The organism is Actinomycetota bacterium (genome assembly GCA_005774595.1).
Classification (GTDB): domain Bacteria; phylum Actinomycetota; class Coriobacteriia; order Anaerosomatales; family D1FN1-002; genus D1FN1-002.
This window is the reverse complement of record VAUM01000510.1, coordinates 1-1,054: the sequence shown is the minus strand read 5'-3', so window position 1 is coordinate 1,054 and position 1,054 is coordinate 1. Positions and strand designations below refer to the sequence as shown.

The window sequence follows — 1,054 nt, the reverse complement described above, 5'->3', positions numbered from 1 at the left end:
GTCGGACCAGGGGACCTTGCGGTCCTCGAGCTCCTGGTAGTCCTCGTGCCCCTTGCCGGCGATGAGCACCGCGTCGCCGGGCCCGGCCATCGCGAGCGCGCGCGCGATCGCCGTGCGGCGGTCGACCTCGGTCTCGTAGGCGGTCTCACCGCCGCGCAGACCGTCCTCGATCTGCAGGATGATGCCGACCGGGTCCTCGCTGCGCGGGTTGTCCGTGGTCAGCACGACGAGGTCGGAATGCCGCGCGGCGGCGGCGCCCATCGGCGCGCGCTTCTCCGGGTCGCGGTCACCCCCGCAGCCGAACACGGTGATGACACGTCCGGGGGTGACGCGCCTGACCGCCTCGGCGGCCTTGTCGAGGCCGTCGGGCGTGTGCGCGTAGTCGACGAGCACGGTGAACGGCTGGCCCGCAACGACGCGCTCGAGCCGGCCGGGCACCTGCGGCGCCGCCGAAAGGCCGGCCGCCACCGTCTGCACCTCCACGCCGAGCACGAGCGCGCAGCCGGCCGCGACGAGCGCGTTGCCCACGTTGAACGCGGCCGCCAGCGGCAGCCACACGTCGGCCTGGCCCCAAGGGGTGACCAGCAGGAACGTCGAGCTGTCCGGGCCACACGCGACCCTCTCGGCTCGCACCTCCGCCGAGCCGGACAGCCCCACGGTCAGGCACTCGCCCACCTCGGCGGCCAGGATCGCGCCCTGCTCGCCGTCGATGTCGATCACGCGCTCCGCCACGTCCAAGTCAGTGAAGAGGCGGCGCTTGACCGCGACGTACTCCTCCATCGTCTTGTGGTAGTCGAGGTGGTCCTGCGTGAGATTGGTGAACGCCGCGACCTCGAAGTGCACGCCGTCGACGCGGTGCAGGTCGATCGCGTGGCTCGACACTTCCATCGACGCCGCCGTGCAGCCTGCGCCGAGCATCTCGGCGAACAGCTCCTGGAGGTCGGCGGCCTCGGGCGTGGTGCGGCCCGCAGGCGTGGCGCGGCCCGCGACGCGCGTCTCGACGGTGCCGACCAGACCGGTGATGCGGCCCGCGGCCCGCAGGATCGAGTCGAGC

Annotated in this window: 1 protein-coding gene; it reads right to left on the bottom strand. The window is 73.1% G+C overall.

The genetic code is table 11. The annotated features are described in order from the left end of the window. Positions 1-1,054 (bottom strand): UDP-N-acetylmuramoyl-L-alanyl-D-glutamate--2,6-diaminopimelate ligase (locus tag FDZ70_11325; protein ID TLM64986.1); only part of this gene is annotated, 1,054 nt, incomplete at both ends.